This is a genomic window from Bacteroides sp. K03 (assembly GCF_019734355.1).
GTDB classification, from domain to species: domain Bacteria; phylum Bacteroidota; class Bacteroidia; order Bacteroidales; family Bacteroidaceae; genus Bacteroides; species Bacteroides nordii.
On sequence record NZ_JAASHC010000023.1, the window covers coordinates 55,989 to 80,249 of the forward strand.

At 39.8% G+C, this 24,261-nt stretch carries 20 protein-coding genes; 3 read left to right on the plus strand and 17 right to left on the minus strand.

The genetic code is table 11. The annotated features are described in order from the left end of the window. Positions 1-221: 221 nt before the first annotated feature. The 7 genes from HCG69_RS14925 to HCG69_RS14955 all read right to left on the minus strand — a co-directional run bounded on the left by HCG69_RS14925 (position 222) and on the right by HCG69_RS14955 (position 11,090). Positions 222-4,268, minus strand: a complete 4,047-nt coding sequence (locus HCG69_RS14925) for a two-component regulator propeller domain-containing protein (RefSeq protein ID WP_221650693.1) — start codon at positions 4,266-4,268, stop codon at positions 222-224. A gap of 88 nt (positions 4,269-4,356) precedes the next feature. Next, entirely contained in the window at positions 4,357-5,685 is a 1,329-nt protein-coding gene (fucP, locus tag HCG69_RS14930) for an L-fucose:H+ symporter permease (protein ID WP_221650694.1), read from the minus strand. A 23-nt stretch (positions 5,686-5,708) separates the two neighbouring features. Continuing rightward, positions 5,709-6,104, minus strand: a complete 396-nt coding sequence (locus HCG69_RS14935; protein WP_221650695.1) for an L-rhamnose mutarotase — start codon at positions 6,102-6,104, stop codon at positions 5,709-5,711. 14 nt (positions 6,105-6,118) lie between these two features. Beyond that, positions 6,119-7,561, minus strand: a complete 1,443-nt coding sequence (locus tag HCG69_RS14940) for a rhamnulokinase family protein (protein ID WP_221650715.1) — start codon at positions 7,559-7,561, stop codon at positions 6,119-6,121. Next, complete coding sequence (locus HCG69_RS14945) at positions 7,561-8,199, minus strand: class II aldolase/adducin family protein (protein ID WP_002558716.1); 639 nt, start codon at positions 8,197-8,199, stop codon at positions 7,561-7,563. The genes HCG69_RS14940 and HCG69_RS14945 overlap by 1 nt, the downstream gene beginning before the upstream one ends. 64 nt (positions 8,200-8,263) lie before the next feature. Next, positions 8,264-10,036: an L-fucose isomerase gene (gene fucI, locus HCG69_RS14950; protein WP_221650696.1), complete on the minus strand. Its 1,773-nt coding sequence runs from the start codon at positions 10,034-10,036 to the stop codon at positions 8,264-8,266. Between the two features lie 73 nt (positions 10,037-10,109). Continuing rightward, complete coding sequence (locus tag HCG69_RS14955) at positions 10,110-11,090, minus strand: GntR family transcriptional regulator (RefSeq protein WP_221650697.1); 981 nt, start codon at positions 11,088-11,090, stop codon at positions 10,110-10,112. 456 nt (positions 11,091-11,546) lie between these two features. Between HCG69_RS14955 and HCG69_RS14960 the strand changes: the two genes are divergently transcribed. Beyond that, positions 11,547-11,942, plus strand: coding sequence for a hypothetical protein (locus tag HCG69_RS14960; protein ID WP_221650698.1), 396 nt, complete (start codon positions 11,547-11,549; stop codon positions 11,940-11,942). A 139-nt stretch (positions 11,943-12,081) separates the two neighbouring features. Here the strand turns inward: HCG69_RS14960 and HCG69_RS14965 are convergent, their stop codons facing one another. Continuing rightward, positions 12,082-12,780, minus strand: coding sequence for a SprT family zinc-dependent metalloprotease (locus HCG69_RS14965; protein WP_221650699.1), 699 nt, complete (start codon positions 12,778-12,780; stop codon positions 12,082-12,084). A gap of 270 nt (positions 12,781-13,050) precedes the next feature. Between HCG69_RS14965 and HCG69_RS14970 the strand changes: the two genes are divergently transcribed. After that, positions 13,051-13,794, plus strand: a complete 744-nt coding sequence (locus HCG69_RS14970) for a head GIN domain-containing protein (RefSeq protein ID WP_221650700.1) — start codon at positions 13,051-13,053, stop codon at positions 13,792-13,794. A 364-nt stretch (positions 13,795-14,158) separates the two neighbouring features. Here the strand turns inward: HCG69_RS14970 and HCG69_RS14975 are convergent, their stop codons facing one another. From HCG69_RS14975 to HCG69_RS15005, 7 genes are all read right to left on the minus strand, one after another. Next, positions 14,159-14,641 carry a DUF4252 domain-containing protein gene (locus tag HCG69_RS14975; protein ID WP_221650701.1) on the minus strand — a complete coding sequence of 161 codons (483 nt, stop codon included), beginning with the start codon at positions 14,639-14,641 and terminating at the stop codon, positions 14,159-14,161. Then, complete coding sequence (locus HCG69_RS14980) at positions 14,641-15,150, minus strand: hypothetical protein (RefSeq protein ID WP_221650702.1); 510 nt, start codon at positions 15,148-15,150, stop codon at positions 14,641-14,643. Before HCG69_RS14980 ends, HCG69_RS14975 begins: the two co-directional genes overlap by 1 nt. Further along, positions 15,140-15,649, minus strand: a complete 510-nt coding sequence (locus HCG69_RS14985) for an RNA polymerase sigma factor (protein WP_195350650.1) — start codon at positions 15,647-15,649, stop codon at positions 15,140-15,142. Before HCG69_RS14985 ends, HCG69_RS14980 begins: the two co-directional genes overlap by 11 nt. A 61-nt stretch (positions 15,650-15,710) precedes the next feature. After that, on the minus strand, positions 15,711-16,484 hold the full coding sequence (gene argB / locus HCG69_RS14990) for an acetylglutamate kinase (protein WP_221650703.1): 774 nt from the start codon (positions 16,482-16,484) through the stop codon (positions 15,711-15,713). 181 nt (positions 16,485-16,665) lie between these two features. Next, positions 16,666-18,558: a biosynthetic arginine decarboxylase gene (gene speA / locus HCG69_RS14995; protein ID WP_002558706.1), complete on the minus strand. Its 1,893-nt coding sequence runs from the start codon at positions 18,556-18,558 to the stop codon at positions 16,666-16,668. A gap of 120 nt (positions 18,559-18,678) precedes the next feature. Next, positions 18,679-19,206: a shikimate kinase gene (locus tag HCG69_RS15000; protein ID WP_221650704.1), complete on the minus strand. Its 528-nt coding sequence runs from the start codon at positions 19,204-19,206 to the stop codon at positions 18,679-18,681. Positions 19,207-19,326: 120 nt separating this feature from the next. Next, the gene (locus tag HCG69_RS15005; protein ID WP_025866598.1) at positions 19,327-19,929 is read right to left on the minus strand and encodes a nitroreductase family protein; all 603 of its coding nucleotides are present in this window, start codon (positions 19,927-19,929) and stop codon (positions 19,327-19,329) included. 287 nt (positions 19,930-20,216) lie between these two features. Between HCG69_RS15005 and HCG69_RS15010 the strand changes: the two genes are divergently transcribed. Further along, on the plus strand, positions 20,217-20,849 hold the full coding sequence (locus HCG69_RS15010; RefSeq protein ID WP_221650705.1) for a viroplasmin family protein: 633 nt from the start codon (positions 20,217-20,219) through the stop codon (positions 20,847-20,849). A 1-nt stretch (position 20,850) separates the two neighbouring features. Here the strand turns inward: HCG69_RS15010 and HCG69_RS15015 are convergent, their stop codons facing one another. Both HCG69_RS15015 and HCG69_RS15020 read right to left on the minus strand, forming a co-directional pair. After that, positions 20,851-22,083 carry a hypothetical protein gene (locus HCG69_RS15015; protein ID WP_221650706.1) on the minus strand — a complete coding sequence of 411 codons (1,233 nt, stop codon included), beginning with the start codon at positions 22,081-22,083 and terminating at the stop codon, positions 20,851-20,853. Positions 22,084-22,094: 11 nt separating this feature from the next. Continuing rightward, positions 22,095-23,927 carry an ABC transporter ATP-binding protein gene (locus tag HCG69_RS15020; protein ID WP_221650707.1) on the minus strand — a complete coding sequence of 611 codons (1,833 nt, stop codon included), beginning with the start codon at positions 23,925-23,927 and terminating at the stop codon, positions 22,095-22,097. Positions 23,928-24,261 lie beyond the last annotated feature (334 nt).

The following is a 24,261-nucleotide window of genomic DNA, read 5'->3' on the forward strand; positions in this document are numbered from 1 at the left end:
TATTATCTGTTATAAATCAGATGATTGTATAATATCAACGAAGTATATTCTACCCAAAAATTTCTTTTGAAAAATATCTGTAATTACTTTTTTGACTATTACGTATTTGCCGAATAAATCCAATATAAGAGGTGAAGAGAATATCACGTACATAAAAAACGACTGATACAGAATTGGGCATATATCATACACCAAAAACTTATACGATGATGAGCGCCTCTTTACCCGCCAGTTTCCTCTTCCGTTTCTTCCACATCCTCGTCCTTATTACCCGTGCGATAGAATAATGGGCTGATGCCATATACTTCCTTAAAGCAACGGCTGAAGTAACGGGGAGAGCTAAAACCTGTCCGGTCTGCCACCTCAGCTATAGACAAGAACAATTCATTCTTCAGAAGATAAGCGGCTTTTTTCAAACGAATTGTCAAAATGAAATCGTTCGGAGTTTGTCCGGTAATAGCTTTCATTTTAGAGAAGAAGTTGGTGCGAGAGATACACAACTCACGAATCACGTCATTCAGACTAAACTCTGCATTATCCATATTCTTTTCAATAATGGCAACGGTACGGTCTAACAGATCTTTATCCATCGGATTGGTTGCTAACATCTGAACACGGGTCTGTGGCTGTTTACTAAACTTCTCCTGCAATACGATACGACTGTTCACCAGATTATTACATCTGGAAATAAGCAGGTTCACATTAAAAGGTTTCGTGATATAATCGTCCGCACCAATACGCAAGCCTTCAATGGTATGCTCTATCGCAGTACGGGCCGTCAATAAAACAACCGGAATATGACACGTTTCGAAATCCTGCTTTATCTGCTTGCAGAGTTCAATACCGGTCATTTTAGGCATAACCACATCGCTAATAATAAGATCAGGCATCCTATCACGAGCCTCTTTCAATCCCTCTTCTCCATCCGCAGCGGTTATTATCTCATAATAAGGTTCAAACAGACCCGCCAACATTTCTCTTAAAGAGTCATTGTCCTCCACAATCAGCACCTTCGCTCCTTTGATACGTTCCTTCACCGTATCGTCCAGCACCTGCTGCTCAACCATGAATTTCGATTCGACAACGACCGCCGCCTCCTCTTCTTTCGGCTCCTCTGTCTCTATCTGTTCTGCGGTGAAATGGGCATTTCCTAACTTTAACGCAATAGTAAACGTTGTCCCACTGGTCTGATTGCTGCTAACCTCAATCCGCCCCTTATGTAACTCCACAATACCTTTACTCAAGGCCAGCCCAATACCTGTTCCCTGAGTATTCTCCGGATCATTGCTGGTTTGATAGAAGCGTTCAAAAATCTTCCCTGCTTCTTCCGGCTTGATTCCTTTACCACTGTCCTGCACTTCAATAATAGCTTCTTCTCCTCTCTTACTGATGTTAATGGAGATACTTCCTTTCTCAGGAGTATATTTAAAAGCATTTGACAGCAAATTATTAATAACTTTCTGCATCTGACGCGAGTCATACCAAACCTCCAACTGATCCTGATCTTTATTGAAATAGAATTTGATATGCCGGGTAGATGCATATTCGATATAAAGCAGATAGTTTTCATATAAGAAGTCAACCAGATTATGCCTGCTCACCTTTATCTTCATATGTCCTTGCTCCTGCTTGCGAAAATCAAGTAATTCACTGATCAATCCCCGTAACTGGAGCCCGTTCTTATAAACATTCAGAAGTTTATTGTAAATAGCCGGTGGAAACGACTGTACCTGCAGTAACATTTCAATCTGCCCCACAATAACCGTCAACGGAGTACGGAACTCATGAGAAATATTAGTAAAGAAACGGAGTTTAGATTGGTTCAGTTCCTCTACATCCCGAATGCGCTGTTTCTCGTATTTAAGAGATTCTTGCAATTTTATTCTTCCATGATAGGTCCTCACTATATAATAAAGAAGGCTAATCGTAGTGACAGCATAGATAAGATAGGCCCAGATTGTTTTGTAAAACGGAGGAAGAACGGTTATGTTAAGACGATATTCCGGTTGATACACATTATTAATTCCTGCCGGTTTTACAATCAGGGTATAGTCACCCGGCGACAGATTGGTATAAGTAATAGTACGTTGCTTGTATATCTTTGTCCACCCATTGGAGAATCCCTCTAACCGGTACACAAACTCATGCTGATTGGCAGCAATATAATTGGAAACAGCAAATTCCAGATTTAAAACCGAATGATCACTTTTCAGCGTAATAGCAGAGGTGTCATAAAAAGAAGATTTCAGAATGCCTGTCTTGTCATTGATACCCACCTCTTCGCCATTCACCCAAAGTCCTACCGGAAAGATATCATAAGGTTTAGGAGGAATATTGAGACTTTTTTCATAGAATGAAACCATTCCTTTAATACCTCCCAAAAATATTTCACCATCTTTACATTGATATAATGAGTTCTCATTCAACGTAGTGAAAGGAAAGCCATTCTCATTATCATAATTATAAAATAGCTTCGTGTAATAATCAAAAAGGGTGAATCCCTGGTTAGTGGTCAGCAACAATTTGCCGTTTAAAGACTCTGTTACAGCATAAATACAATCACTACCCAAGCCGTTTTTCTTAGAATTGAAATTCTCAAACTTACCTGTCTCCCGGTAATAAACGTCAATGCCGGAACTAATCGTCGAGAACCACAGATTGCGATGACGATCTTCGGCAATACAGGTTATCATATTATCGCTTAAACAATTTGTCTTCTCCGGATCATATCTGTAATTCACCAGCTCCTTCGTATCAAAATGGTAAGCATATACGCCATGCCCTTCTACCCCAATCCACAATAATCCCTCCGAATCTATTTTCAGATAATGTGAAAATAGATTTAACAACAAAGTGGAGTTTCCCGTCTCAGGATTGAATTGAAAGACGCCATCATAAGAAGCCAGCAACAAATCATCTTTATAGGGAATAATGTCCAGTATCACATTGGATGCTTGTTTTCCTTCTATATCAGGAAGCTTATAAGTGGTAATCTTGTCTGTTTTTAAATCCAGTTTATTAACTCCCTCCTGATGGGTTCCGATCCAAAGCGCTTCCCGTTTCTCGTCATAGTACAAAGCTTTAATGTTATTATGCGAAAGAGAACCGCTACCCTCCCTATGTTTATACCATTTGAAACGCTTGTTGGTACGATCATAAAAATCCAGTCCACCCCCTTCGGTAGCAATCCACAAGTTTCCTCTCTTGTCTTCTGCAAAACAACCGATCACCGGAAAACTAAGTCCCTCGTTCTCGTGCAATCCGGGACGATAATGGGTATAAATTTCATATTCGGGATTAAAATAGTTCACCCCACCGAAATAAGTGCCTACCCAGAGAGTTCCCTGGTGATCTTTAATAATGCAATAAACAGAAGCATTACTCAAACTTCCCGGTATATCCGTAGAAGTATAATAGACAAATTCGTTTTTCTTCTTATCAAACTTATCTAACCCATTGAAAGTTGCGATCCACAAATTTCCCTGATTATCTTCACAGCAATCCCGCACTGAGTTAGAAGAAATACAGTGTGTTTTGTCTGCTCCTCCATCTGTATAATGTACGATTTCATCATCAGAGATATGAAAAAGTCCGTCCTCCCAGGTACATACCCAAACATCACCGGACAAATCCTGATAGAGATTAAAGACATTACACCGGGGCAAAACACATTTCTGACTCGCCTGTCCTCTCTCCAAACAATATAGCCCTTCTCCCCGGGTACCGAGCCACAATCGCCCCCTACTGTCTTTCAGTATGGAAGAGATCTGTATGTTTCCTTCTAAAGAGCAATAAGGCTCCACCTGACGGCTTGCGACATCGTAATAATAGACAAAATTGTTACCACCTATCAGTAATGTATCAGCACTATAAGTAATTGAGTAACCCGCACCCCTCTGAATCGTTTCAAATGTTTCAGTACGCATATCAAAAGAGCATATCCCCTCAATTGTCTGTATATATAGATGTCCTTTATCATCACCACAAATCTTCCGGACATCTTTTCCTAAAATAGAATGACTGTTCTCCCGTTCCGGCTTGTAACTTTGTATCCGATTGCCATTGTAGACGTTCAACCCGTCACGTGTTCCTATCCATATCCTACCAAGTTCATCTTTATATAAACAGTAGGCTGTAAACTGTGAAAGTCCATTCTCAGTAGATAAATAATTGAACGATATGTCTTGCGCAATAAGCTTAGTAACCCAAAATAGTGAAATAAGAAATAAGGTAATCCTACTTATATTCTGATGCTTTATGTTTTTCATATCAGAGACGAATTAGATTCTTTATTGCGCAAAAATACGATAAATAAGAATCACGCCCAACTCTCTCATTAATAAAAAGACAAACTGGTTATTTACTACGCACCTTCTTCATCCTTTTATAAGACCGGTGTCCATATATAGTTACCACTACAAAACAAATAAATGGAAGTATAAACGACAAATTCACTGCCGGCATACCAAACAAAACCGATTGGTCAATAATGCTTGCCTGAACCGGAGGTAAAACAGAACCACCCAGAATAGCCATAATCAATCCGGCAGCACCAAACTTGGCATCATCACCCAGCCCCTGAAGGGCAATACCATAAATGGTAGGGAACATCAACGACATACAAGCTGAGACACCTACCAGACAATACATTCCACTAATATTCTGAAAATAAATAACTCCTACTGTAAAACAACAGGCAGCAATTGCAAGTATTTTCAGTAAAAGCCCGGGATTGAGATAACGCAAAATAAACGTACAAACAAAGCGGCTCACACAAAAAATGACCATCGCAACAATATTATACTGTTGAGATAAAACCTCGGCCGCTTGCTCACTCATCCCCTGGGAGACAAACAGACGGGTACCATATTGAATAATGAATGTCCAGCACATAATCTGTGCACCTACATAGAAAAACTGTGCAATAACTCCTTCCCGGTAATGTCGAATAGAGAAGATGCGTTTCAGCGTTGGTAAAAAATCAATCGAATGAGAATGATCACAACTTTTGGGCATCTTCACCATACGAATCAGTAACAACATAATGAGAATAATGACTCCAATCACGAGATAAGGAGCTATAAGTACTGCCAGATCCGAATCACGCACCGCTTCGAACTCCGTAGGAGAAAGCTGACTGCGTTCTGCTGTCCCCATCGGATTGAGACGATTCTGAATAAAATTCATGGCCACATACATACCTAACAATGATCCCATCGGATTGAAGGATTGAGCCAGATTAAGCCTGCGGGTAGCTGTCTCTTCCGTTCCCATTGACAAGATATAAGGATTGGCACTCGTTTCAAGAAAGGACAACCCACACGTCAAAATAAAGTAAGCGATTAAAAAAGGATAATAACATCCGGTCATCATTGCCGGGAAGAAAAGTAACGCACCCAATGCATACAACCCCAACCCAAGCAGAATACCCGCTTTATAAGAGTACTTACGAATAAACATCGCCGCCGGAAAGGCCATAGCGAAATAACCACCATAAAAAGCAACCTGTACCAACGCACCATCGGTTACACTCATTCGGAATATTTTGGAGAACGCTTTCACCATAGGATTGGTGATATCATTGGCAAATCCCCAGAGTGCAAAACAACTGGTGACAAGAATAAAAGGGATGAGATAGCTTACACCATCTTTACTTAAAATCGTTTTTTTGGAAGTGTTGTTCATAATGGTAAAAAGGTTATTAGAAATTATTCTGATTCATATAAATAAAACATGCGCTCCATAGGTTGCCATTTCTGCGCTGAAGTAGCTCCGGGTTTTGTCAACTGGAATATGGACATATAATCTTCCCATTCCTGTTGACGCGACAGGGTGGCAAGGCGAGACATAGCAGTATCCCAATCAAACTCCAACGGGGTCTCTACAATCATAAAGAGACGTGTACCGAGAATATAAATTTCCATTTCAAGGATTCCAACCTCGCGAATACCTGCCATCACTTCCGGCCAGATATTTTCACGGCTATGCCGACGACGATACTCAGCTATCAATTCAGGATCATTTCTCAAATCAAGTGTCTGACAATAGCGTTTTACAGGCTGATGATATTCCTGTGTCCGATAACTCTTTATAGATGTTTCCATAAATCTATTCACTTTTAAATTATTCCTGTTATTTCTCTACGGTCTGCAATCTCTCCTTTGGCTAAAGCTTGCACCAGAATGTTACCAATGGCAGTAGCTTCTACCGGACCTGCATACACTGGAATACCCAGCGCTTCTTCTGTCAACCGGTTCAACAGCTTATTCCGGCAACCGCCTCCAATAATGTGCAGTGCCTCTACCGGAGCGGGCAACAAACGGTTTAATTGTTCGATCCCTCTTTTATAACGTTGTGCCAGTGACTTTAGTACACAACGCACATATTCACCTTGTGTAGAAGGTACCTGCAGTTCATGAGTACGGCAATAGTCGGCTATGGCAATTTCCATATCCGCCGGGCAGGCAAAAGCCGGATCATCGACATCAATCACAGAGGTGATTTCTGCCAGTTCAGCAGCAGAGATTAAAGCATCGTATTCAGTCTCCTTTTGGTTTTCGCCCCATTGGGCTATCAACCGTTGTAAAATCCACAAACCCGTAATGTTCTGCAGGAAACGAATCTTGCCTCCTACTCCACCCTCATTGGTAAAGCCAGACAGCCGGGCTTCTTCGGTCAATATAGGTTCATCGAGCTCAATTCCCAGTAATGACCAGGTTCCGGAACTCAAAAATGCATGACGAAGGCTTGTAGCAGGAGCAACGCTTTCAAGTACAGCATCCGTATCGGCAAACACAGAGCACCCTGTCCCCAAACCAACAGTAAACACAGCACTTGCCGTATCATGCGAACCTACGGCTATCACATCTACCTCATAATCCAAACCAAGTTCTGCGGCAACATCTTGTTTCAACTGTCCACGCACTGTACCAGGCATAACAATCTCTCCGAAAAGATGACCGGGTAAGCCCAACTGATGGATTAATGGCCAGTTCCACGTCCGGCTACGCGCATCCAACAGTTCGGAAGTAGACGCGATACTATATTCATTGTTTGCCGTTCCAGTCAGGAAATAGCTGAAAAGATCCGGCATAAACAACAGGCGGTCGGCTATCTCAAGAGTAGCATCTTCCTCTTTCTTCAAACTGTAAAGCTGGAAGAGCGTATTGATCGCCATCACCTGGATACCTGCTTCGGCATAATGTTGTGAAACATCCGTACCCGCAAAGAATTCTTCAGGAAGTCCATTTGTCCGGGAATCACGATAACAAACAGGGTTGCCCAACAAATTACCTTTCTTGTCTATTAACCCAAAGTCGACTCCCCACGTATCAATTCCAATACCCTTTATATGATAGCCCCTGCGGATCGCTTTACTTATGCCTTGTTTCATATCCGCAAACAGTGCCGGAAAGTCCCAGTAAAGATGATTACCCAATTTTACCTGCCGGTTGGGGAAACGGTAGATTTCCTCTAAATCTACCATTCCCGCACTGACAAATCCAGCCATAACCCGGCCACTTCCGGCACCAAAATCTATAGCTAAATAAGTATCTAACATCATTTTGTCTTTTTTCCTAAAACATACGTTTCAAGGTCATCTATTTCTTCCGGAGTCAATACAGTATAATCACCACCCGACTGGATAATAATACGACATGCCATCTCAAAAAACATAGCACGTTCAAAAGCCTCATCAAAATCTTTACCACACACTACTTGCCCATGTTTCAGTAATAACACCGAATTATGGTCCTTCATCCCGTCAATCACTCCTTGGGCCAGTTCTTTCGAACCAGGACGATAATAAGGAACCACCGGAATTTCGCTGCCTACGTGACAGGGTATTTCAGCTGTTACATTAAAATTGGTGGGACGGTTCTTCATACAAGCCACAGCAGTTGCATAATGTGACTGAAAATGAAGTACCACATTCACATCCGGACGTTCACGAAGAACACCAAAATGAAAGCCACTCTCCATAGAAGGTTTTACGCCATTCAAAACTTCACCGGTGGAAAGGCGACAAATTGAAACTTTTTCCTTTGGTAAAGAGGGTACCCATGATCCTGTACCGGTAATCAATACTTCATCACCGATACGCCATGAGATATTTCCACTACTACAGATTGTAAGATTTGCATCGCCTACACGATGTGCCTGAGCCATAAACTGCTCTATTTGTTCATTTGTTATCATAATACTTATTTGCTGTTTTTTTAAGTACTGTATCTTAATTAAATATTTCAACTGCTGATTCGCATTATTTATAGACAGGGCCATAAACAGTACAAGCTCTGTAGTCTGCCCCCTCTTTATCCATACCAAATGCATTCCATGCTGCAGGACGGAAAATCTTATCATCTTCTACATTGTGCATACAAACAGGGATACGAAGCATGGAAGCCATGGTTATCAAATCCTGGCCGATATGTCCGTAACTAATAGCGCCATGGTTAGCTCCCCAGTTGTTCATGACAGAATATACATCTCTGAAAGCCGGTTTGTCACAAAGACGGGGTACAAACCAGGTAGTAGGCCAGGTACGATCCGTACGTTCGTCCAGCAATTTATGAATTTCCGGATCAATCTCAACGGTCCATCCTTCTGCAATCTGCAGAACCGGGCCAAGCCCTTTCACCAGATTCAGACGCATCATAGTGACAGGCATACCACCTTTTGAAAGGAAATTAGATGAAAAACCACCTCCACGGAAATAGTCACGGTTGGCAGGATACCAGGTGGTAGCCTCCAGACACTTTTCTACTTCTGCTTCTGTAATATCCCAGTAAGGTTTCATTACCGGTTCACCCTGTTCATTGGTTTGTTGCCCCGTACCATCCAATGTAGTAGCACCGGAATTTATTAAATGAATAATACCATTGGCAGCACGGCCGGTAAGTTCCTTTCCTGTCACACGTTTCACTGCCTCCGGGCTCCAATAAGTACGTACATCTGAGAAGATTTGCGCACGGTTGGTCAATAAATGTCCGAAGAGCATAGCGACTCCATTGCAGGCATCGTTTTCCGTTGCCACCACATAGGCTTCACGAATCCCATTCCAGTCAAAGGATGTATTTAATAAGGCTTCTGAATAGTCTCCGTTGGGATAAAAATCAGTCCACTGACGTTGTCCCTGAAAACCGGCAGCGATAGCATTATGCCCCAAAGCTTCCTCTTTGAATCCCATCTCACGCAATTTCGGGTTTCCTTGCATCAGATCACGCATTATAATGGTCATCTTCACAATAAATTCCCAATCTTCATCCTTCTGTTCACGGGTTTTCGTCTTTTCAGGGATATTGATATCTTTTCCTTCATTTTTCTTGCAATATTTTTCAGTCCATGCCATTGCTTTCACGAACTCCTCCTTATCATAAATACCTTCAGTCATACGACGGATTATTTCAGTCAAGTCAACAGATTCATTACGCATGCCTAAATATTCCTGGAAAAAATCCGGATTAACAATAGAACCGGCAATACCCATGGAAACACTACCCATAGAAAGATAAGATTTGCCTCGCATGGTGGCTACAGCCTGTGCAGCACGGGCAAAACGAAGAATTTTTTCCGCTACATCAGCAGGAATAGAGTTGTCGTTTAAATCCTGTACATCACGTCCATAAATGCCAAAAGCAGGTAATCCCTTCTGAGCATGCCCGGCCAATACAGCAGCTAAATAGACAGCTCCCGGACGTTCGGTTCCATTAAATCCCCACACAGCTTTCGGATAGTAAGGATTCATATCCATTGTTTCGGCACCATAGCACCAGCAAGAAGTGACAGTGATAGTAGCCCCTACTCCTTCACGCTCAAACTTCTCTGCACACGCTGCACTCTCAGCAACACGTCCAATCGTACCATCGGCAATTACACACTCCACGGGAGTACCATCACCATTTTTCAGATTCGTAGAAATTAATTCGGCTACAGCTTTAGCCAGATTCATCGTCTTTTCTTCAAGGCTTTCACGTACGCCACCCTGGCGACCATCAATCGTGGGACGAATCCCAATTTTCGGATACTTTTTCATATTCTATATTTAATAAATAAAACATTTCAAAAAACTATGCTGAACTGTGCCGAAGCAAGGAGATAAAAAAGGATCATAAAGATCCTCTCAATCGCACTTCAGTGGGAAGATAAGTATGTATCTGCTTACCCGAAAGAATGAAATCAGCTGCTAAAGTTCCCATCTTTTCCCAATCAATACTCAACGTAGTGATGCCTTTATCAATGACTTCATAAGCCGGTGTTTCGTTGTAAGCCAACAAGCCGAAATCTTCGCCACATGCAAGTCCATTTATACGGCTTTGTTTGATAAGGCTAACCACATCCAACTGTCTGATAGCGATATATACTTCTCCTTTACTAATCTTTATCTCATCCATATTGTCTACCACTTCACACTCAAACTGGTGATCTGTACAAAATTTACGGAAGCTAATGCAAGTGCTTTGAGGATGTTTGGTTCCTTTTACGAATAGCAGAATCAACTTTCTGTACTGTCGCAATCTATCAACAAGCTGTAATAATGCCTGATAAAAGGCATCGTCAAAGTCCTGACATATATAAGAGTAGTCTTTTTTATCAAACTTACCGAAATCGAGTAGTAAAAGTTTAGAAGGATTTATTTTATAAAGATCAGAAGAAAACTTTTCATTATCGAAGTTCATCACAACATATTTGTTGTAACGCCCGAGAGACTCGCGCAAAATAGCATTAAATAAACGTTCATTATATTGATGAAACCACAAATCGACCTTATAACGAACCGATAGATGTTTAATAAAACTATTATAAAGCGTATCTTTGAAAGGAGAATATTCATCAAGCAACAATAAAATACTTCTCTGCCTGTTTACTACATAATAACCTTTACCTGGTGTAGAATCAATAATACCTCTTTCTTTCAAATCGAGAAAAGCCTTAAAGACCGTGTCACGTGACACTTTATAATATTGACTTAGCTGGTTAATGGAAGGCAATGCGTCTTCAGCCTTATACTTGCCTATCGAAATATCCTGGCTGATAAGGTCAGCCAATTGTTTCACTTTAGTAGTTTGTTGTCCGAAAATGATTTCCATACAATTAAAATTAAAAGGTAGTAAGAATGGAACACATAACTATGCTGAACCATCCTGCGACAAAGTAAAGTAATTTATTTAAAATCAACAAGAAAAAAGAATATGTTCTACAACACGAAAGATATGATCTGAAAAAACAGAATTACACACTATGCAGTTTCATCTGTAGCGAATACAATAAATATGGATATAGAACAGTAGAATTCGCATTTCTTCAAAAACACCTGATTCCAAATAAATATCCGAAAAGAAATACCGATGCCCAATATTTCCATTACAAATTCATGATTACATTAGATAGATTTCTTCACACCTATATATACATTATAGAGACGAATAAAAGAGCATGATAATATAGTGATGACCATTCGCCATAAATTGACATTATTTAGACACCCTTATAGGCTATCACAAATAAAATCAGTATCTTTACCCCGAAACTTTAAAAGTATTATCATGGCACACCGTCTGAACACTAATAAACAATTTATGATAGGTAATGGTATTCTGGCATTTGCAGTCATCTTTATCGTAGTAGTCTTTGTTTATATGAGTATGAGACTACAACGCAACAAAGAAACAGACCGTCACTTTATCGAAACATACACTGTTAATCTGACAAAGGGATTTGTGGGTGATTCGCTTTCACTCTTTATTAATGATAGCCTGATAATGAACAAACAGATATCAGAAGAACCTGTCACAGTAGAAATAGGACGTTTTGCAGAAGAAAGCGCGTTGATGATTGTAGATAATATTACGGAACAAGTATCGGTTTTTGACTTGAGTGAAAAGGGAGGCAACTATCGATTTGAGAAGGATACACACGGAATAAAACAATTGGCACGCTAAACATAGATTCTCTGAATTATAAAAGTACGTATTTAACAGCGTGTTAATTACCTATTTAACAAGGCGTTAAAATGCATACTTTATACTTATAAAGTACGTACTTTTTAATAAAGTGTAATACAAGTATATAAAGAGGATTTCAAATTTCTGTTTTATACTTCTTCAGTTCCTCACGCAATTCAAAAGCTTTGCCGCCAGTCATAGAGTTTAGCAATGCCCAAAAACGATCTCCATGGTTCATTTCACGCGTATGACTGAGTTCATGAAGCAATACATAGTCAATTAAATGCTTAGGCAACAGAACCAGAAAATAAGACAGGTTGATAGCTTTCCGGGCCGAACAACTCCCCCATCGGCCACGACTGGAGTTAATCTTCACACTTTTATAAGGCAATTTATATTGTTCTGACAGCATATAAAGCCGTGGAGGCAGGATGATCTTTGCATTTCTTCTGAGAGCTTCTTCGATAACCTTACGTAACCACACTTGCAGGTTCTCATCTGCAAAGTCAGCAGAAGGTGGACAAATAATACGCATTTCACCCAATTCCGAATGAGCCAGAAACTTATCACGCTGCCCACTAACAAGTGATAATTTAAAATATTCCGTATCAATATGATAATTAAGATCTATCAATGGACGAACCACTTTCTCCTTAAGCCCACGTAACTTTACACGCAGCTGATCTATAGCGTTCGTAACATCAGCAGAGGTAGTTCCAGGAGGTACACTTACATAAATTGCATCGCTCTTTGTACGAAATACAAGGCTCCTTGCACGCGTATTGACACGTATGATCAAAGTGCCTAACTCATTATCTTCAATTATCCTATCCATTCCTTTCATACATCTGCAAATAAACAAATAATCCACCGGAAGAACAAATACAATATAGTAAAATCAGGGTAAATGATGGTTAATTATTGAAACGCAAATATCCGTAAAAAGGTAAATACAGGTATAAAAAAGAATAATAGCCTTTTAATCTGCGTCAACCCGTATTAATCGACATTTCATCAGATATTAATACGAAAAAAATCAAGATAAGATGCAACTTTACCAGGATAAACTACGTCTAATATACAGAAACCCAGAAAAAAGAAAAAAATGAAAACAAATTTAACAGTACTATTAGCTACACTCTTAGCCTGCTTACTGACCAGTTGTACCTTCGTAGCCGATAAATCAGGAAGATTAAAACCAAGTAAGAAATCTATTACCAGAGATTATGAGATTAAAAACTTCACTGCAATAGATGCCAATACAGTGAGTAACATTTACTACACACAGGCCACAGACGGAAAAAGTTCTCTCCAGATATCCGGACCGGATAATTTTGTTAATCTGATACAGGTTTCGGCAAAAGGCAATACATTGATACTTACAATGGACAAACAGAATAAAATAAGAGATACCAAAAACCTTAAAATCACAATCAGTTCCCCCGATCTGGACCGCATTAATTTTAAAGGTGTAGGAAATATCAGCATCAAAGATAGACTCATAACCAACACACTCGACATAGAGAGCAAAGGAGTGGGTAATATAGACATAGAAGATCTTAGTTGTCAAAATCTGACAGTGAGCTCTATGGGAGTAGGAAATGTAAACCTGAAAGGTAAAGTAGAAAATGCCAATCTCTATTCAAAAGGTGTGGGCGATGTAGAAGCCATCAATCTGGAAGCCATTCATGTGAAAGCTTCTTCCCATGGAGTAGGAAATATATCCTGCAATGCTGCCGAATCATTGGACGCCGCAGTAAGAGGCGTAGGAAGTATCCACTATAAGGGTTCGCCTGTGCAAAAGACATTCAGTAAAAAAGGTGTGGGAAGCATAAAAAGTATAGAATAACAAGAATTGCAGAAACAAAAACATCTGTAGCTTGTTACTTCAACTCAAAGATGTTTCGGAAGCATAAAGGTTTTCTCAATGCCAGACATCAGATAGATTATTAAAATTCTCTCTTACATATAACTTTATCTCTAACAGAGATACAAAAAAGGAAGTTTCCGTGAGGCAATTTCCTTTTTCTTTGTTTATCCCCCGATGACAGATAAGCATAATAAAAGGGCTACTGCATCACGCGGTAGCCCATCTATTTAGTTAGTTTTATTTATAAAAATTTGAGAGAATTGAAACTTCACAGCCTCAAGTTGTTTTAATTAAGCACACTAACTATATTATATGTTTAAAGCAAATGAAAATGTCTTTTTTATCAAGAGTGTTTGGGCTTCATTGAAGCAGCCAATTTTGAGATAAACTCTGCACTCATATTACCTGTAAAATTAATCACGGAAAAATTATTTTTCCCATGCATTAACATCACCAATTCAATAATCGTATCATTCTTCTTTCGTACCATAATCTGACAATTTTCGGCACCGTCTTTGAAAGAAAGAAACGGTTCAAATCTTCCGGAATTCTTTTCTACCACTTTCAGAGCTTCATCATAATACTTTTGCCCTTTTACCTTGGCAGTAAGCATTTGCATACTCTTCAGATTAGATATTATCTCCAGAATTTCATCATCTTTTTCAGCATCACTTTTCATTATTTCCTCCATCATTTTCGGACTGATAGTAACACAAGTAAGATTTGAATCTCCTTTATGTTCTGTCAGAAAACGAGAAGCAAAGTCCTGAGCTGATACAGCTACAGACAGCAATGCCATCCAGCACATTAAAAGAACGCTCTTCATTATTTCTTTATCATATCGACTACACCTGCCCGCACACTGTCGGCCAAATGCTGGTCTTGTGATTTATTGATTCCCTCAGACAATATCATTAAAGCAGAAGATACTTGTTTGTAAGCTACTTCCGGATCATCATATGTATCTGTGTAAGCATCATAATTATAGTCCAAAGCCTCATCGGCAAAAATGGTATGTTGTGCTATACCGCCCAATGAAAACATTACAGCAACAACTGCAGCAGCTTTGAACAAAGGCATAAATCTTCCTACCAATGTCAGGCGTCTTGCCTTCACTACAGGCGTTTCTACCTGAGCAAGAATACGCACGTCAAAGTCTTCACTCAGCCCAACCTCCTGCTGAATCTGCTGATAAACAAACAGATCTCTATATTGAAACAAATGAGCAGGTACCTTTTCCTGTGAGAAGAAAGTACGCAATTCCAACTCCTCTTCTAAAGAAGTTTCACATTGCCAATATCGCTCCAAAAGCTGTTCTATATACTTATAGTCCATATTCTTCAATCTCAATATACTGTTGTTTCACTTTTTGTCTTGCCCTGAAGAGGTTCACTTTAACCTGTTCCTCCGTCAGATGCAGGACTTTTGCAATATCCTTATAACTTTCGCCCTCTATATCCCGGAGCTGCATTATAAGCCGCTGTTTCTCAGGAAGCTCATTAATCAACCGATGAATAATCTTCATCCGCTCATCATTTACCAACTGTTCATAAGGACCAGAAAGATCAACCTCTTCAGCCATATCCGAGGTAAGTTCTACGTTCTGAGCTTCTTTCTTTTGACTCCTATCTATTGCCAGATTTTTTGCAACGATCAGGCAATAAGCTTCAATAGACTCAAACTGCTTCCACTCATCACGTTTATTCCAGACTCGTATCATGGTGTCCTGAACTACATCCTCTGCTTCTGCCCTATCCAGGGTTATTCTAAGCGCCAATCGAAAGAGTTTATCTTTCAAAGGAAGTATGTCGTTTCGGAAACTGATTTCTTGCATCTCTATAAGAATGACGGGTGAGAATATAAAAAGTTACAGGTACAATCGTATTTTTTTTGAATTATTTTTTAATACGTGTACCGCTATCTCCATTAATAGCTGATGCTAAGGTGATTATCACTTCTGAGACACCTGCATTAATTGCTTCAAAAGAATTTTCAAGCTTTGGAATCATGCCACCTTGAATAATACCATCAGCCACATATTGATCAAACTCAGCAGGTGTAATCTGCGGAATAACACTGTCGTCATCATTTTCGTCGCGCAATACCCCCTTCTTCTCAAAGCAAAAGACAAGAGTCACATCAAAAAACCGGGCAAGCGCCTTTGCTGTTTCCCCGGCAATCGTATCGGCATTCGTGTTAAGCATATTCCCTTCGCCATCATGAGTCAGCGGAGCCATAACCGGAACTACACCTTTATATATAAGGTCAGACAACAAGGAAGCGTCTACCTTCTTCACATCACCTACAAAGCCATAATCAACTTCTTTCACCGGACGTTTGGCCGAGCGAATCACATTCATATCCGCCCCGGTCAGCCCTAAAGCATTCACCCCACGAGCTTGCAGGCCCGCTACAATATTCTTATTGACCAGTCCTCCATAGACCATTGTTACCACTTTGAGTGTTTCGGCGTCAGTTATGCGACGCCCATTCACCATTTTACTTTCAATGCCGAGTTGGGTTGCAATCTTTGTAGCCGATCTCCCTCCTCCATGAACAAGGACTTTGTGCCCTTCAATAGCTGCAAAATCATTTAATAATTGGTTGAGTGTGGCTTCTTCTTCTACTATTTTGCCACCAACTTTAATAACAGTCAGTTTTTCTCTCATAATTCTATATATTATATAAAGGAAGGTGCGTTAAAAGTCTGAGACAGCTATCAATATATAACTTTAAAAACGCAGATTAACGCTGATTACCGCAGAGTTATTTAATCTTTGCGTAAATTAGCGTAATCTGCGTTTTAATGATAACGAATTTTACTTTCGGACACCCTCGCCAAAGGTTCTATTATTCCAAATAGGTATATCCGTAAAGCCCGGAACGATAATTTGAAAGGAACTCTTTTCCTTCTTCCACAGAAATCTTTCCTTCTTTTACAGATTTTGTAACCCAGGTTTCCAATGTACGCACCAGCTTCTTAGGATTATATTGCACATAATCCAGCACTTCTGCTACAGTCTCGCCGTCAATGATCTGTTCAATAGTATACCCTTTTTCGTTTACAGATACATGTACTGCATTCGTATCCCCAAACAAGTTATGCATATCTCCCAGTATTTCCTGATAAGCACCAACCAGGAATACTCCCAGATAATAAGGCTCTTTACTTTTCAAACTATGCACAGGCATATAATGAGCTACATTCTTCGTAGAAATAAAGTTTGCAATCTTCCCATCCGAGTCACAAGTAATGTCCTGCAAAGTAGCTGACCGCTCAGGTTTTTCATCCAATCTTTGAATAGGCATAATAGGGAATATCTGATCGATAGCCCAGGAATCCGGCAGTGATTGAAATAACGAGAAATTACAAAAATATTTATCGGCCAATAGTTTAGACAGACCACGGAACTCATCCGGTGCATGCTTCAACCCACTTGCGATCTGATTTACTTCGCGAGTGATAGACCAGTAAAGACGTTCAATCTGTGCACGAGTTTTCAAGTCAACAATACCATGACTGAACAGATCGAGTGCCTCTTCACGAATCTGCTGTGCATCATGCCAGGCTTCAAGCATCTTGTTCTGATTCAAGGTATCCCAAATACCATACAGTTCCTGCACCAATTCGTGTGCGTCCGGTGCTATCTCTTCCTCATCATCCCATTCGGGCAGTGTGGTCGTTTCCAAAACTTCAAAAACAAGTACAGAATGATGTGCCGTCAATGCACGTCCGCTTTCTGTTATAATATTAGGATGAGGAATACCATTCTTATCACTGGCATCTACAAGAGTAGAGATAGAGTCGTTGACATACTCCTGAATAGAATAGTTCACACTACTTTCGCTGCTCGATGAACGTGTTCCGTCATAATCAACTCCCAATCCACCGCCAATATCAACAAATTGTACATTAAAGCCCATGGAATGAAGTTGTACATAAAACTGGGAAGCTTCACGCAAAGCAGTCTTTATGCGGCGAATTTTAGTCACCTGACTACCAATATGGAAATGAATCAGTTTCAAGCAGTCTTTCATATCCTTCTTTTCCAGGAAATCAAGTGCCTCAAGCAATTCGCTGGAAGTCAATCCAAACTTACTGGCATCACCACCGGATTCTTCCCATTTACCACTACCGGAAGAAGCAAGTTTAATACGAATGCCGATATTGGGCATCACATTCAATTGCTTCGCCATCTTGGCAATGAGTTTCAGCTCATTCATTTTTTCTACAACGAGAAAAATACGCTTGCCCATCTTTTGTGCAAGCAAAGCAAGTTCAATATAACTTTCGTCTTTATATCCGTTGCAGATAATCAACGAATCAGAATCAGTATTAACAGCAATTACAGCATGGAGTTCCGGTTTAGAACCAGCTTCAAGACCAAGATTAAACTTCTTTCCATGACTGATTATCTCTTCCACAACCGGGCGCATCTGATTTACCTTAATGGGGTAAATGATGAAATTCTGTGCTTTATAGCCATACTCTTCAGCAGCTTGTTTAAAGCAATATGCTGTCTTCTCAATCCGATTATCCAGAATATCCGGAAAACGCAGCAACATGGGAGCTGCCACATCACGCAACTGCAGTTCATCGACCAACTCCTTCAGGTCGACACCTATGCCATCCTTACGCGGTGTAACAACCACATGACCTTTGTCATTTATACCAAAGTACGAAGTACCCCAACCAGTAATGTTGTAGAGTTCCTCAGAATCTTCAATACGCCACTTTCTCATTTTAATGTATTCAGTTGTGTTTATAAAATATTTAAGGCAACAAAAATAGTTATAAATCCATAGTATACAATCAGAAAGACACGTTTTTTAAATAAGACAGGTTCGGAAGGCGCAAATAAGTCATAGTTTTAATAAATCGCGTAGCCGCTGCACTGATTTTTCAATCTGCGAGCGATCCTCTAATTCATCGGCATTAAAAACATACTGGGCCTGAGAATAGAACGGTGCACGTTTCTCCAACGCCTGAATGATAAATTCTTTCAGTTCCTCATCCTCTTTACCTTGTAAAATAGGACGCTGCTGTTTGGCAACACGCAGTCTATGAAATAAAACATCGGGATGGACATTCAAAAAAACAGTTTTACCATGATGATTCATAAAATCCATATTATCGAAGAAACAGGGGGCACCACCACCTGTAGAGATAACAACATTTTCAAAAGTACCTACCTCACGCAACATATTTCTTTCCAGTTCACGAAAACCTGCTTCACCGCGTTCGGCGAATAACTCTCCCACTGTCTTATGGAAACGCTCTTCCATATACCAGTCCAGATCAACAAACGGTACGTTCAGTGTTCGGGCAAAAGCTTTCCCTAAAGTTGTTTTACCGGCACCCATATAGCCGGTCAGGAATATACGAATCATAATTACCTATCTTTTCTTTTCAGAGCAAAGATAGGTAATATAATTATAGAATAAATAAAGTTTGTACTTCAATTTACTCTAAATTTGTTATGATTTTAAGCGATTTATATCCTGACGTGATCACTTAAATACTTTCACTCTTTCAGAGAGTGCTTTAAATTCTTTATCACCCGGTTCTCCAACCGGCATACCAAACGGCATTTCAGCAATCAGATGCCAACTGGCCGGTAATTCCCAGGTACGACGCACTTCTTCATCAATCAGAGGATTGTAATGTTGCAGAGAAGCGCCAAAACCAGCATCTTCCAACATACTCCAGATTGCTAACTGATGCATGGCCGATGTTTGTAAAGACCACCCAGGAAAATTATCTTTATAACTGACAAATGTATCCTGCAGCGTTTGCACAACATATTGATCTTCAAAGAACAATACAGTACCATAACCACTCTCAAAACAATTATCAATCTTTGATTCTGTATTTTTAAAAGCCTCCGGAGTTACAATCTTCCGTATAGCATCTTTCACTATTTCCCATAGTTTCTTATGATTCTCACCCAAGAGTAATACGACGCGGGTCGACTGAGAATTAAAAGCCGATGGTACGTGGGTTACCGCAAAATTTATGATACGCTCTATCTCTTCGTCAGAAACAGGTGACTGATTTGTGATTGAATAGTAACTTCTCCTGTGTTTCAGGACATCTTTAAATGATTTTTGCATCATAGTCTCCTTTCTTTGGGTTTATAATCTGTTATATAGAGAACAACTGATCTTGAAAACTTGTTCGATAAGTAGTACTTCAAATTTAATTCATACTATGACAACGTTTTATTAAAACGCAAATGATCGCAGTTTTTCGCAAATTAGAAGGTTTGCTGTACTTGAGAGACGATATTTTTGCGTGAATTTGCGATAATCTGCATTTCAATGATAGGTTCATTTAATTAGGATACAGTACTTACTAAAATATATTTGTAACTTTACCACCCGAATAAATAAAAAGATGAATGGCAAAGCAAAAATTTTATGTGGTATGGGAAGGCGTAACCCCAGGCATTTATTCTTCCTGGACTGATTGCCAACTACAAATTAAAGGATACGAAAGAGCCAAATATAAGTCATTTGACAGCCGGGAAGAAGCAGAACGTGCTCTCGCATCATCTCCCTACGCATATATTGGTAAAAATGCCACAAACAAAAAAGAAAATAAACCTACCTCACACACGTTGCCTGCTGCTGTAATAGAGAATAGCCTTGCTGTAGATGCAGCCTGCAGTGGTAATCCCGGTCCGATGGAGTATCGCGGAGTACATGTAGCCAGTCAACAGGAAATATTTCACTTCGGCCCAATGAAAGGTACAAATAATATCGGTGAATTCCTGGCATTAGTACATGGACTTGCCCTCCTGAAACAAAAAGGATTCGATATGCCCGTCTACAGTGACAGTGTGAACGCTATCAGTTGGGTAAAACAAAAGAGATGCAAAACAAAATTGCCACGCACCGCTGAAACGGAACAGCTTTTCTTATTAATAGAACGTGCCGAGAAGTGGTTAAAAGAAAACACCTATTCTACCCCTATTCTGAAGTGGGAAACCAAAGAATGGGGCGAAATTCCCGCCGACTTCGGAAGAAAATAAACTACTTGAACTTCTTTATCAGAAAACTCGGATTCACACGCAGGTAAACACCAAAAGAAAAGCTGGTGGCACTACCAGGCTTTATCATTTCCCCATCTGCTTTTGTCATAGTGCCAGGCAGATACTGATAAATATCCGCTTTAGCGCCAAGGGCATAGTGTTTACCAAATGAGCGAGAATATTCTACAGAAAGGAAAAGAGTTTGCGGATCATTATAAAACGCCCCTTCTTCTTTCGTGGAAACAGAGCCAAAATAAGGAATGCCAAGCAAAGAGATAAAGTCTTTTGACATAAAATACCCACCTTTGATACGTATATCTTTAAGATCAGTATAAGCAGCAGCGTATAGCCCTACTCCTTTATCAAAAGGCCATAAATGTCCCGCCTGCTGATAATAGGCTACTGCATCCACTTCTACATTCACTCGTTTCAGCACCGGACGATTCACGTTCCAGGTTACTCCGGCTCCTACGGAACCATTCATCAATGTTTGTACCGAATTCGTATAGATCGTATCCTGTTCTCCTCCACGATGTTGAATAGTCATTTGCACAGGTGTATAGTAATGGAAGCGCGCTTTCGGATCATTGTATTTTATCAACGAAGACAGCCCTACAACAAAAGACTCCTGATGGGTATCTTCTTCAAAAATGTAGCTCATCCAATTGACCCACGCATCCAGATGCAAGTGCCGGGAGTCATATAAAAACTGCAATCCCGTTTCCGGATCGGCAGTCAGGTTTAATTCCGGACTATAAAGAGGAGCAATCAGCCCGTGATTGGAACCACCATAAATATTTCCCAGAATAAGATTCACACGAGACAAGGCCAATTGCACTCTGAAATAAGGCAAGATATGTGTTCCTCGTTGGTATTGATTTCCTTTCCAGGTGGCTATATCATGATAAGCATAGTTGGGGAATTTATAAGCACCGCTATAAATCAATGCATGCGCTCCTAACTCCAGTTTTATATTTTTCAGCGGATAATAGACAACCTTAGGTTCCAGCCACATACCCGGCAATGAATATCCCTTCATCACAGTACCGGCATACTCGTTATCTTTAAAAAAACTGATATTATCCAGTTCTACAGACAACTCTCCTACTCGTTCAGGATTAATATTGTAATCAGTCTTACAAACTTTCTCTTCCACTTGGGCCCGAACCGTTGTAGTTACTATGAGAAGCATCATCAAACAACCTGTCCATCCAATATATCTGCCGTTTTTCATTTTACCTTCTATCAAAGGGATTGCATATCATTCAGTCGCTTATAGTATCCATTCATTTCCAATAATTCTTCATGCTTGCCGCGTTCTACAATCTCTCCTTCATAAAGTACGCAAATTTCATCTGCATTCTTTATTGTCGAAAGCCGATGGGCAATAGCAATCGTCGTACGTGTTTTCATTAATCTTTCAAGAGCTTCCTGTACCAGACGTTCAGATTCTGTATCAAGAGCAGAAGTTGCTTCATCAAGAATCAGAATCGGAGGATTTTTCAATATGGCACGGGCAATACTGATACGTTGGCGCTGCCCTCCGGACAGTTTACCACCACGGTCTCCGATATTGGTATTATAGCCATCTTCCTTTTCCATGATAAAATCATGGGCATTAGCAATTTTGGCAGCCTCTATCACTTGTTCCATAGTTGCATTTTCCACACCGAAAGCAATGTTATTGAAGAAAGTATCATTAAAAAGGATAGCATCCTGATTTACATTTCCAATCAAACCACGCAAATCAGATATACGTACATCCTTAATACTCGTACCATCAATCTTTATATCTCCTCCTTGCACATCATGATAGCGAGGCAACAAATCAACCAATGTAGACTTGCCGGATCCGGATTGTCCAACTAAAGCGATTGTTTTTCCTTTTGGTATTGTAATACTAACATCCTTCAGCACCTCTCTTTTTTCGTCATAACTGAACGTAATATTTTGAAACTCGATCTTGTCATTCAATCCGTTCAACGGCTTCGGATTCGGAGATTCTTTTATTTTGTTTTCTGCTTTCAATATCTTATCCACACGCTCCATAGAAGCCAATCCCTTTGGTATATTATAGCCCGCCTTTGAGAATTCCTTTAATGGATTAATTACGCTATACAAAATAATCATATAAAAAATAAAAGACGGAGCATCTATAGCAGAGTTATTACCCAATATCAACGATCCTCCAAACCATAACACAACCACAATCAACAAAGTACCCAAAAATTCACTCATCGGATGAGCCAATGATTGTCTGATAGCGACACGATTTGTAGCATCCCGATATTCGTTACTACACTTTGTAAAACGATCCACCATTTTCTTCTCCGCAATAAAAGCTTTAATTATACGGAGCCCCCCCAAAGTTTCTTCCAGCTGCGACATGGTATCACTCCATTTTGCCTGCGCCTCCAAAGACTGGCGTTTTAATTTCTTTCCGACAACTCCCATCACCCATCCCATACCGGGTAATACAAGTATTGTAAACAAAGTCAACTGCCAACTCGTGATAATCAACGTACTAAAGTAGAAAAGGATCAAAATCGGGTTCTTAATCAACATATCCAACGAACTGGTAATAGAGTTTTCTACCTCACCGACATCTCCACTCATACGTGCAATAATATCTCCCTTACGTTCTTCGGAAAAGAATCCTAATGGCAATGACATCACTTTTGAGTATACCATTATGCGAATATCACGAACTACCCCTGTGCGTAATGGAACCATTACAGCTGAAGAAGCAAAATAACAAGATGTTTTCAGCAGTGTCATAAAAGCAAGAAATAATCCTAAAAAGAGTAAGGTAAGTGACGCCCCATTCGTCTGGATCATTTGGGTAACATAATAATAAAAATTATTCACCCCTATTTCTTTTAAACTTGCACCCGAATCCCATGGAATAAACTCATAAACTTTATTATCCATCTTAAACAGAATCTGTAAGATTGGGATAATCAATGTAAATGAAAAAACATTAAGTACAGCAGATAGTATATTCAACAATATAGCCCATCCCAGATATTTTTTGTAAGGCGCCACGAATCGGCGCATGAGTTGAAAGAATTCCTTCATTAGTTTGTCATTAAAAGAATTAAGTCGCAAAGATAGGAGAAAATCCTCAGTTTACAGAAACTACCTTTAATTTTATTATCTACTTTAGAATTTGTTAAAACCGAAAACACACAAAGTTACAAAAAAAAAGATATTTTAAGAAGCTGCTTACAGGAATTTTAGTCTCTCGATTAATTGAAACAATCAATCACTAGACCAGATATCCAACTCTTTAGGGTTTGTATAAGGACAATATCAAGCTACACAATATACTACAGATATGAATCCAATATTTAGCTATTTCCTTCTCCAAATTATAAACGGGAATAATATATAGAAATAAGGGGTGCATTCA

Excerpts from the sequence above, each read along its gene's own strand:
- HCG69_RS14925 (WP_221650693.1), bottom strand. The coding sequence starts at position 4,268 with ATGAAAAACATAAAGCATCAGAATATAAGTAGGATTACCTTATTTCTT.
- fucP (WP_221650694.1), bottom strand. The coding sequence starts at position 5,685 with ATGAACAACACTTCCAAAAAAACGATTTTAAGTAAAGATGGTGTAAGC.
- HCG69_RS14935 (WP_221650695.1), bottom strand. The coding sequence starts at position 6,104 with ATGGAAACATCTATAAAGAGTTATCGGACACAGGAATATCATCAGCCT.
- HCG69_RS14940 (WP_221650715.1), bottom strand. The coding sequence starts at position 7,561 with ATGTTAGATACTTATTTAGCTATAGATTTTGGTGCCGGAAGTGGCCGG.
- HCG69_RS14945 (WP_002558716.1), bottom strand. The coding sequence starts at position 8,199 with ATGATAACAAATGAACAAATAGAGCAGTTTATGGCTCAGGCACATCGT.
- fucI (WP_221650696.1), bottom strand. The coding sequence starts at position 10,036 with ATGAAAAAGTATCCGAAAATTGGGATTCGTCCCACGATTGATGGTCGC.
- HCG69_RS14955 (WP_221650697.1), bottom strand. The coding sequence starts at position 11,090 with ATGGAAATCATTTTCGGACAACAAACTACTAAAGTGAAACAATTGGCT.
- HCG69_RS14960 (WP_221650698.1), top strand. The coding sequence starts at position 11,547 with ATGGCACACCGTCTGAACACTAATAAACAATTTATGATAGGTAATGGT.
- HCG69_RS14965 (WP_221650699.1), bottom strand. The coding sequence starts at position 12,780 with ATGGATAGGATAATTGAAGATAATGAGTTAGGCACTTTGATCATACGT.
- HCG69_RS14970 (WP_221650700.1), top strand. The coding sequence starts at position 13,051 with ATGAAAACAAATTTAACAGTACTATTAGCTACACTCTTAGCCTGCTTA.
- HCG69_RS14975 (WP_221650701.1), bottom strand. The coding sequence starts at position 14,641 with ATGAAGAGCGTTCTTTTAATGTGCTGGATGGCATTGCTGTCTGTAGCT.
- HCG69_RS14980 (WP_221650702.1), bottom strand. The coding sequence starts at position 15,150 with ATGGACTATAAGTATATAGAACAGCTTTTGGAGCGATATTGGCAATGT.
- HCG69_RS14985 (WP_195350650.1), bottom strand. The coding sequence starts at position 15,649 with ATGCAAGAAATCAGTTTCCGAAACGACATACTTCCTTTGAAAGATAAA.
- argB (WP_221650703.1), bottom strand. The coding sequence starts at position 16,484 with ATGAGAGAAAAACTGACTGTTATTAAAGTTGGTGGCAAAATAGTAGAA.
- speA (WP_002558706.1), bottom strand. The coding sequence starts at position 18,558 with ATGAGAAAGTGGCGTATTGAAGATTCTGAGGAACTCTACAACATTACT.
- HCG69_RS15000 (WP_221650704.1), bottom strand. The coding sequence starts at position 19,206 with ATGATTCGTATATTCCTGACCGGCTATATGGGTGCCGGTAAAACAACT.
- HCG69_RS15005 (WP_025866598.1), bottom strand. The coding sequence starts at position 19,929 with ATGCAAAAATCATTTAAAGATGTCCTGAAACACAGGAGAAGTTACTAT.
- HCG69_RS15010 (WP_221650705.1), top strand. The coding sequence starts at position 20,217 with ATGGCAAAGCAAAAATTTTATGTGGTATGGGAAGGCGTAACCCCAGGC.
- HCG69_RS15015 (WP_221650706.1), bottom strand. The coding sequence starts at position 22,083 with ATGAAAAACGGCAGATATATTGGATGGACAGGTTGTTTGATGATGCTT.
- HCG69_RS15020 (WP_221650707.1), bottom strand. The coding sequence starts at position 23,927 with ATGAAGGAATTCTTTCAACTCATGCGCCGATTCGTGGCGCCTTACAAA.